Here is a 6804-nt window from a genome sequence, read left to right as displayed (position 1 = left end):
TATTCAAGATGCAATCGATGGAAAGCCATTTGTTCCAACGATTGTTTGATTTTAGGGTTGCAAATTAATTTTTTGTATTATAGTCAGTCATACAAGATTGACGATAGGTAGGCTGAATAGTTACAATAATTCAATGCTTAACTGCTCGTTAATACATACTGAATTTAAAACAATTACAGGTGGTAGATATGGCAGATAATGATTTTCCGGCACCGAATGAGGGGTTTGTGCTCACGCATACGATGATAGTGAGTGATGTGAAAGTTTCGTGCGAATGGTACAAGAAAATGTTCGACGGCAAGGTGGTCATGGAGCCAAGTGCTGATGGTACCCCGTGCATCATCAAAGTGGCAAATAGTTGGATCATACTCAATTTTGGTGGCGGTGAGCCGACGGATGATAAGCCCGATACTATTGTCGCTGTGAAGCAAAACCATGATATCTTGAGTGCGTTCTTAAATGTTCGAGTGGCTGATCTTCAAGAGTTTTATGAATCACGAAAAGAACGCGGTGCTGAGTTCATAACAGAGCCCAAAGATCACAGAGCTGAATATCGTTGCTATATGTTAGACCCGGACGGCTACTTGATAGAAGTCGGTGAAGTTAAGCCTCGCGAATAATCCCGTACTTGAGCTTTTTTAAGTTTCGAATCTTGCTTCTTGCACATTAAGTCGGGGATATAGGTATCTAAGAAAAATGCCACTGTTTTTAATTTTTAATTTTTCAGGGTTCGAGTTTCATCCTTCGCACAGCAAGTCGCAGAAGCTCCTTATCCTGAAACTGATGCCATGATATGTCATCCACCTTCTTTTTTATACCATTCAAAAGGCTTTGTACAATTTTAAAGCCGTTGTCCCTTTTGAGACCTCAGTCCATTTTACGCATCAGATGCCGATTATAACGGGATTGGGCTATATCTTAACGACAACAACCTATCTATTAGATCAAGAGTTCCTGTTTCTTCTACTCTTGATCGACTCGTTTATGACTTTTTGAAGATTGGGATCTTCAACGCACAGCAAGTCGGGGATATAGTTAAGGGCAATTGTGGGGGGACGTTGATGAGTGTTTTATCTATCGAGAAGGGGCTACTGGAGAGTGAAGAGATATACAAAGCGTTGTTTGAAGGTACTGCCGAGGGGATACTTGTTGCAGATATTGAAACAAAGGAATTCCTGTTTGCCAATCCAGCCATGTGCAAAATGTTAGGTTATACGGAAGAAGAATTGATGCAAAAGAGTGTACTTGACATTCATAAGAAAAATGATCTGAAATGTGCGATTTCTGAATTTGAGAGCCAGGCACGAGGAGAGAAAACCTTATCGGCATCCAGACCCTGTTTGCGAAAAGACGGAACAACGCTATATGCAGATATTAACACAACTAATGTCTTGATAAATGGAAGAGAATGTTATGTAAGTTTCTTCACAGATATCACCGAGCGTAAGGAAGTAGAGGAAAGGCTCAAATGGGAGTTCACTGTCAACAAAGCATTGGCGGAGTTGGCGAATGCACTGATCGATCCTAAAGAGATAATAGAGAATATTTCAAATATGGTTCTGGATATCGCCAAGGATCTCACTAAGAGTAAACATGGATTTGTTTCTACCATTGACCCTGAAACAGGTGCCAGTGTTTCACGTAGCCTTATCGAGATGATGGACGTGTGTCAAGTCTCTCTGGAGAACAAACGGATTGCTTTCCCGATAGGTGAGGACGGAGTCTATCCCAGCCTCTAGGGGCATGCGTTGAACACAAAAAAGGCGTTTTATACCAATTCTCCTCGGACTCATAAAAAATCCGGTGGAATACCAAAAGGGCATATCGTACTCAACAATTTCCTCAGTGCTCCGGCGGTGGTACGGGACGAACTATTTGGATATATCGCACTTGCCAATTCCGAAACAGGTTATACAGAACGGGAACTTAATGTGATCAAAAGAATTGCTGATCTCTATGGCATATCAATGGAACGCAAGCAGATGGAAGAAGCTCTACGTAAGAGTGAGGCCAGTTTGTCTAATGCACAGCGTATTTCCCATGTTGGAAACTGGGATTGGGACATCGTCAACAATGAGCTGTACTGGTCAGATGAGGTCTATCACATCTTTGGGCTAGAACCCCAGGAATCCAGGATTACTTATGAGGCGTATATAAGAGCTATCCATCCTGATGACAGAATGCTTGTTCTGGAACATGTAAATAAAGCAATATATGAAAACAAACCGTATAGTATTGACCACCGCATTCTTTTACCCGATGGCTCAGAACGTATTGTTCATGAACAGGCCGAAGTTACGTTTAACGAAACCGGTCAAGCCATTCGAATGGCTGGCACAGTGCAGGATATCACCGTTCGCAAAAAAGCAGAGAATGCAATGTTCAATGCAAAACTTGTTGCGGAAGCTGCCAACAAATCCAAGGCCGAATTTATTGCAAATATGACCCATGAGCTAACAACGCCTCTTAACGCGGTCATTGGATTTTCTGAAATGCTAATGCTGGGAACTTTCGGAACGCTCAATGATAAACAAACAAGATATGTGAACAATATTAATTCAAGCGGAAAACACTTGCTGGATGTGATCGACGATATTCTTGACCTTTCTAAAGTTGAAGCTGGAAAGATGGAACTTCATCCTGAAGAATTCGAAGTGTCTTCTGCAATAGAGGAAGTGAACATACTGGTCGCATCAATGGCCGAAAAAAAGAGGATCGAGATCACTACCGATCTTGCAGATAATAACATTGTTGTTGAAGCTGACAAGACCAAATTCAAGCAGATACTATACAATCTGCTGAGCAATGCCATTAAGTTCACGGATCAAGGAGGTTTTGTGACTATTGGAGGAAAAATATCAGAGGACTTTGTGCATATTTATGTAAAGGACAGTGGCATTGGCATTTCACCAGAGGATCAGGGTAAACTGTTCAACCCTTTCTTTCAGGTGGATTCTTCAAGTACAAGGGAGTATGGGGGTACCGGTCTTGCCCTTGCCCTTATCAAGAAATTTGTTGAAATGCACGGTGGGAAAATCTGGGTCGAAAGTGAAGTTGGAAAAGGTAGCACATTTGGATTTAGCATACCAACTAGTCTTAAAAGCACATCCCATTGATTAATATTAGCTCGAATGCAACTGCTTGGGTAGACAGCATTTGTACTTTGTCAGTCCCTGAGCACAGTAACTCACTCTTTTTCATTTTCTCTGTCAATTCTACTCAAACTGCCTGGACGATACCGTCATCGATCAAAGTATTGCTACGACTTTATCGATCTTGATGTTTGAATTTAGGAAAGAGGATATCTACTTATGAGATCATCTGATCCACTCGAACTCACTTCCTCTCATACTCAAAATAACTGCACACATCCCCAACACACCTTATCACCCTCCCCTTTACCTTCCCCTCAAATATGTCAAGTTCTATGGCGCTGGGTTCAGCAATTCCAGGCACTATCGCACTGCCCGGGGAGAGCAGAAGTACCTCGTAATCCTCGATGATCGGATGGTGGAAATGCCCGAAGATCAGAACATCCACGCCCATCTCTTTCGCCAGATAGCGCAGCCCGTCCGGGTTATCAGATGTCAGTTGGCCTTTGTGAATGACCCCTACCCTGACACCCTCAACCTCAATGACCTGTCTTTCAGGCAAAAGTTCCATCAATTCAGGCACATCGGTATCTCCGTGGACTGCCACAAGCTCTCCTAAACCTGCCAGTTCATTGTAACATTCCAGTGTCTCAAAATCCCCTGCATGGATCAATATATCACTGTTCTTGATAATTGTGACCAGATCATCCGGCAACAACTCAAGCAGCGACTGCCCCGATTTAATATGTGTATCTGATAAAATAATTAGTTTCATGTGTACCCCCATTAACTTATTAAAATCTTACATTACTGGCATATAATGATTCCCCACACAAAGACGAAGTACATTGTTGCAAACTGGTTTATCGTTCAGTGTAACATGACGATGATCTTCTTTCTTCAAAGCATACTTCTCGCAGATTTCATTGTGATCCCCCTGTCAGTTGGGACCCCAAGTATCCTGTTGGCAAGCCAGGGGGATGTAGCTGTTACAACTAATACAAGCAACCAGACGCGTCCTTCAAAGATATTGTAATCATATAGCAGGCGCTGCCAGGAGTAACCCATGACAAAATGTCCGAAGAGGAATTCAAAGGATACTGTCAGGCGCAGCCACATCAGCCCAACATAAATGAACTGCATAGATGTCCCCGAAACATTTGAATATTTCAGGAAAACATAGGTAACTGCAAATATGACCATACAGAAGATCACCGAACTTATCTGGTGGGTAAGAAGTTCACCTGTATAAGGTGCATAAAGCCCTATTGATATGGCATTTAGTATGGCAGGTATGATGAACAGCACCCAGACACCAAAGGAATACAAGTAAAGTTTCGGGATCACATTAGTAATTTTGAGCTTTAATGATAATAAGTTATTCTTTTATTTATCCCAAAATTAAAAATTGAATTAGATATTACTAGTCTGATAGTGAGCACTTGTATTTTATTTAAGCTTGAAAGAACAATATCATTTTTAAAAACTTAAGCAGCGGAAACGCTTAATTCAAGCACTTCATCGGAATATTCGTATTCTTCATCATAGATTCCAATTATTAAATAATCAGAATATTCCACATACACATTTTGTTCTTTGGTAATGTTATTATCCAGTGTAACAATATATTTGTAAGATCCTAAAGTCGAAGTCCCAATCGAGGAATATATTCCCGTACTTGAATTACTTAAATATGTTTCATTAAATATCATGTCATTGTTTTCATCAAAAACTTTTACTTCAACGGTATGATCATTCTTACTATGATTTTCAATGGAAAATGCTAATGAATCAGAATGCTGAATGACCATAAACATTCCTGCCATTACTAAAGTCAGAACGATTAAAACTATAATTATATTTTTTCTTTGCACATTTGAAAATAAGTGTAATATTATTAAAGATAATTGGGATGTTGTGATTTTATTCAGATATCAAAAATTCAAGCAAAGTTATAAATAGATAGATGGTATGAATATTTTAATTATACTAACCAATAATTTATCAATGTATGTGCACGACAAGTAAATAATTCTTAATTCAAAATTTAAAGGTTTGAATCAACATGAAAATGACTCGCTTTGTTGCAATAATTTTCTTTGCTGGAATAATTATGTTCTCGGGATGCGTAGAAGATACTAATGTAGATTCTCTCATCGAAGATCTTGATAACGAGAATGAAATTGTTAGAGTCAACGCAATGGATACACTTGTGAATATGGGTGATGAAAAAACAATTGAAGAGACAGAGCAAGTAATACTTCAAAAAGATAGCTGCTCTTCGATTGATAATAATCTCAATAGTTCACAGTATAATCCATACATACTGAAAACTTACGGGAATGTGTCACAAAATAGCGATAAAACATATATTTCTACAAAAAAACTGCGAGAAATAAGAGATAATTCCCTCGAAGAAATTGAACGATATATGTACCCTTTCGGACCAATTGTAGAATTTGGATCTAATCCGATCAATGGCCATTTTCCAATAAAGGTATATGGAAATCTTGAAACGAAAGATCGATACTACTCTGATTATGATTTCAACAATATTTATCTAATTCTTGACAAACATGCAAATAGCTCACAGATTAATAATTTGCCTGTTATTATCACAATTACTAACAATACACAGTGGGTAGGTTTTACAGATTGGTATGAAGAAGGCTCATCTTTGCATGTCCATACTATCGATATATCTTCGGATACACTAACACTTCAAAGATTGGAAGGTCATAGCTTAAATGATTCCACAAATACTGAAAGTGCTATTTACGATCCAGATGTTGTCAAGGGATTTGGCACAGTTCCTGAAATGGAGCATCTATTGTTATCGAATTATACTCAAAAACTAAAGGCAATAAACAATAGTATACCCAATCAAATGGAAGTCTATAATTATCCAGTAGCATCATATGCGGTTCATGCTTCAAGAGGATATTTGGTGGCTCAAGTCACTAAAAGTTTCACTGAAAAAGAAATGGATGACATTTATAGTTTAATCCATGAGGTAGCTAGTGACGAAGGAATTGAAAACGTCCCGGTAATTTTTGTCTTCCTAACATGAGCATTAAGAGTAAACGGCTATTACTCTTGGCATTTTGCTTCATATAATATAAAGTACCAAGGGAATCATCTCTTCTCAACGAGAAATACTATGTCTAAAAAAATAACGATTTATATTCTGGGAAAATGTAGTACCCCTATTGAATAAATAAATTATTTTTAATTGATAATATTGGTGCTAATCTATGACGGCAATTATTGGATTTTGTTTAAAAAATGGTGTGTTTCTTTCAGCAGATTCAAGAAGAACCCATTTAGATACAGGTACGTGTTCAGAAGTAGTTAAGATTCACAGATTAAATTCGGATTTAATTATTGCAACAGGGGGACTTGGGACAATTGGTCATAACGCACGTGAACTCCTCACAGAGAGTTTGGAGAATGAAGATTTAAGTCTTAATCAAATTATTGAAAAAGCTGGTGATATATTTAGAGAAGCTTATCGTAAGTCCTTCGACATTGATCCTCAGCATACCATGCACTTATAGTTAAAACCCCAAATTATTAGACTAATTCGTTATATAGACTGTTCCATGGTTAGACCTGAGGGGATCTTTATTGAACGGCATATGACCGTTGAAGAGTTAGACAAGCAGATAAAATTAGAGAAGAATGCAACACTCCTGAAAAGACTATATTTCAT

General features: G+C 38.5%; 8 protein-coding genes. 5 read left to right on the top strand and 3 right to left on the bottom strand.

Annotation, left to right across the window (positions count from 1 at the left end):
* Positions 1–188: 188 nt before the first annotated feature.
* The 3 genes from KDK67_RS13155 to KDK67_RS13145 all read left to right on the top strand — a co-directional run bounded on the left by KDK67_RS13155 (position 189) and on the right by KDK67_RS13145 (position 3116).
* Positions 189–620 (top strand): VOC family protein, encoded by a 432-nt coding sequence (locus tag KDK67_RS13155; protein WP_250869281.1) that lies wholly within the window; start codon positions 189–191, stop codon positions 618–620.
* Between the two features lie 441 nt (positions 621–1061).
* Positions 1062–1739, top strand: coding sequence for a PAS domain-containing protein (locus tag KDK67_RS13150; RefSeq protein WP_250869280.1), 678 nt, complete (start codon positions 1062–1064; stop codon positions 1737–1739).
* Positions 1740–1748: 9 nt separating this feature from the next.
* Complete coding sequence (locus KDK67_RS13145; protein ID WP_250869278.1) at positions 1749–3116, top strand: ATP-binding protein; 1368 nt, start codon at positions 1749–1751, stop codon at positions 3114–3116.
* Positions 3117–3336: 220 nt separating this feature from the next.
* Here KDK67_RS13145 and KDK67_RS13140 read toward each other — a convergent pair whose 3' ends face one another.
* The 3 genes from KDK67_RS13140 to KDK67_RS13130 form a co-directional block, all read right to left on the bottom strand.
* Positions 3337–3867 (bottom strand): metallophosphoesterase family protein, encoded by a 531-nt coding sequence (locus KDK67_RS13140; protein ID WP_250869277.1) that lies wholly within the window; start codon positions 3865–3867, stop codon positions 3337–3339.
* A gap of 125 nt (positions 3868–3992) precedes the next feature.
* Positions 3993–4439, bottom strand: coding sequence for a hypothetical protein (locus tag KDK67_RS13135; protein ID WP_250869276.1), 447 nt, complete (start codon positions 4437–4439; stop codon positions 3993–3995).
* A 140-nt stretch (positions 4440–4579) separates the two neighbouring features.
* The gene (locus KDK67_RS13130; protein ID WP_250869275.1) at positions 4580–4918 is read right to left on the bottom strand and encodes a hypothetical protein; all 339 of its coding nucleotides are present in this window, start codon (positions 4916–4918) and stop codon (positions 4580–4582) included.
* Between the two features lie 239 nt (positions 4919–5157).
* On the opposite strand from KDK67_RS13130, the gene KDK67_RS13125 reads away from it, so the two are divergent.
* Entirely contained in the window at positions 5158–6162 is a 1005-nt protein-coding gene (locus tag KDK67_RS13125) for a hypothetical protein (RefSeq protein ID WP_250869274.1), read from the top strand.
* A 184-nt stretch (positions 6163–6346) separates the two neighbouring features.
* Positions 6347–6649, top strand: coding sequence for an Ntn hydrolase family protein (locus tag KDK67_RS13120; protein WP_250869273.1), 303 nt, complete (start codon positions 6347–6349; stop codon positions 6647–6649).
* The last annotated feature ends 155 nt before the right edge of the window (positions 6650–6804 follow it).

Source organism: Methanococcoides seepicolus, assembly GCF_023684405.1.
Lineage (GTDB): Archaea > Halobacteriota > Methanosarcinia > Methanosarcinales > Methanosarcinaceae > Methanococcoides > Methanococcoides seepicolus.
Note: the sequence above shows the minus strand (reverse complement) of the source record. Positions and strands in the feature narration are given on the sequence as shown.

Coding starts and splice junctions, on each gene's coding strand:
- KDK67_RS13150 (WP_250869280.1), top strand. CDS start 1,062: ATGAGTGTTTTATCTATCGAGAAGGGGCTACTGGAGAGTGAAGAGATA.
- KDK67_RS13125 (WP_250869274.1), top strand. CDS start 5,158: ATGAAAATGACTCGCTTTGTTGCAATAATTTTCTTTGCTGGAATAATT.
- KDK67_RS13130 (WP_250869275.1), bottom strand. CDS start 4,918: ATGGCAGGAATGTTTATGGTCATTCAGCATTCTGATTCATTAGCATTT.
- KDK67_RS13155 (WP_250869281.1), top strand. CDS start 189: ATGGCAGATAATGATTTTCCGGCACCGAATGAGGGGTTTGTGCTCACG.
- KDK67_RS13120 (WP_250869273.1), top strand. CDS start 6,347: ATGACGGCAATTATTGGATTTTGTTTAAAAAATGGTGTGTTTCTTTCA.
- KDK67_RS13140 (WP_250869277.1), bottom strand. CDS start 3,867: ATGAAACTAATTATTTTATCAGATACACATATTAAATCGGGGCAGTCG.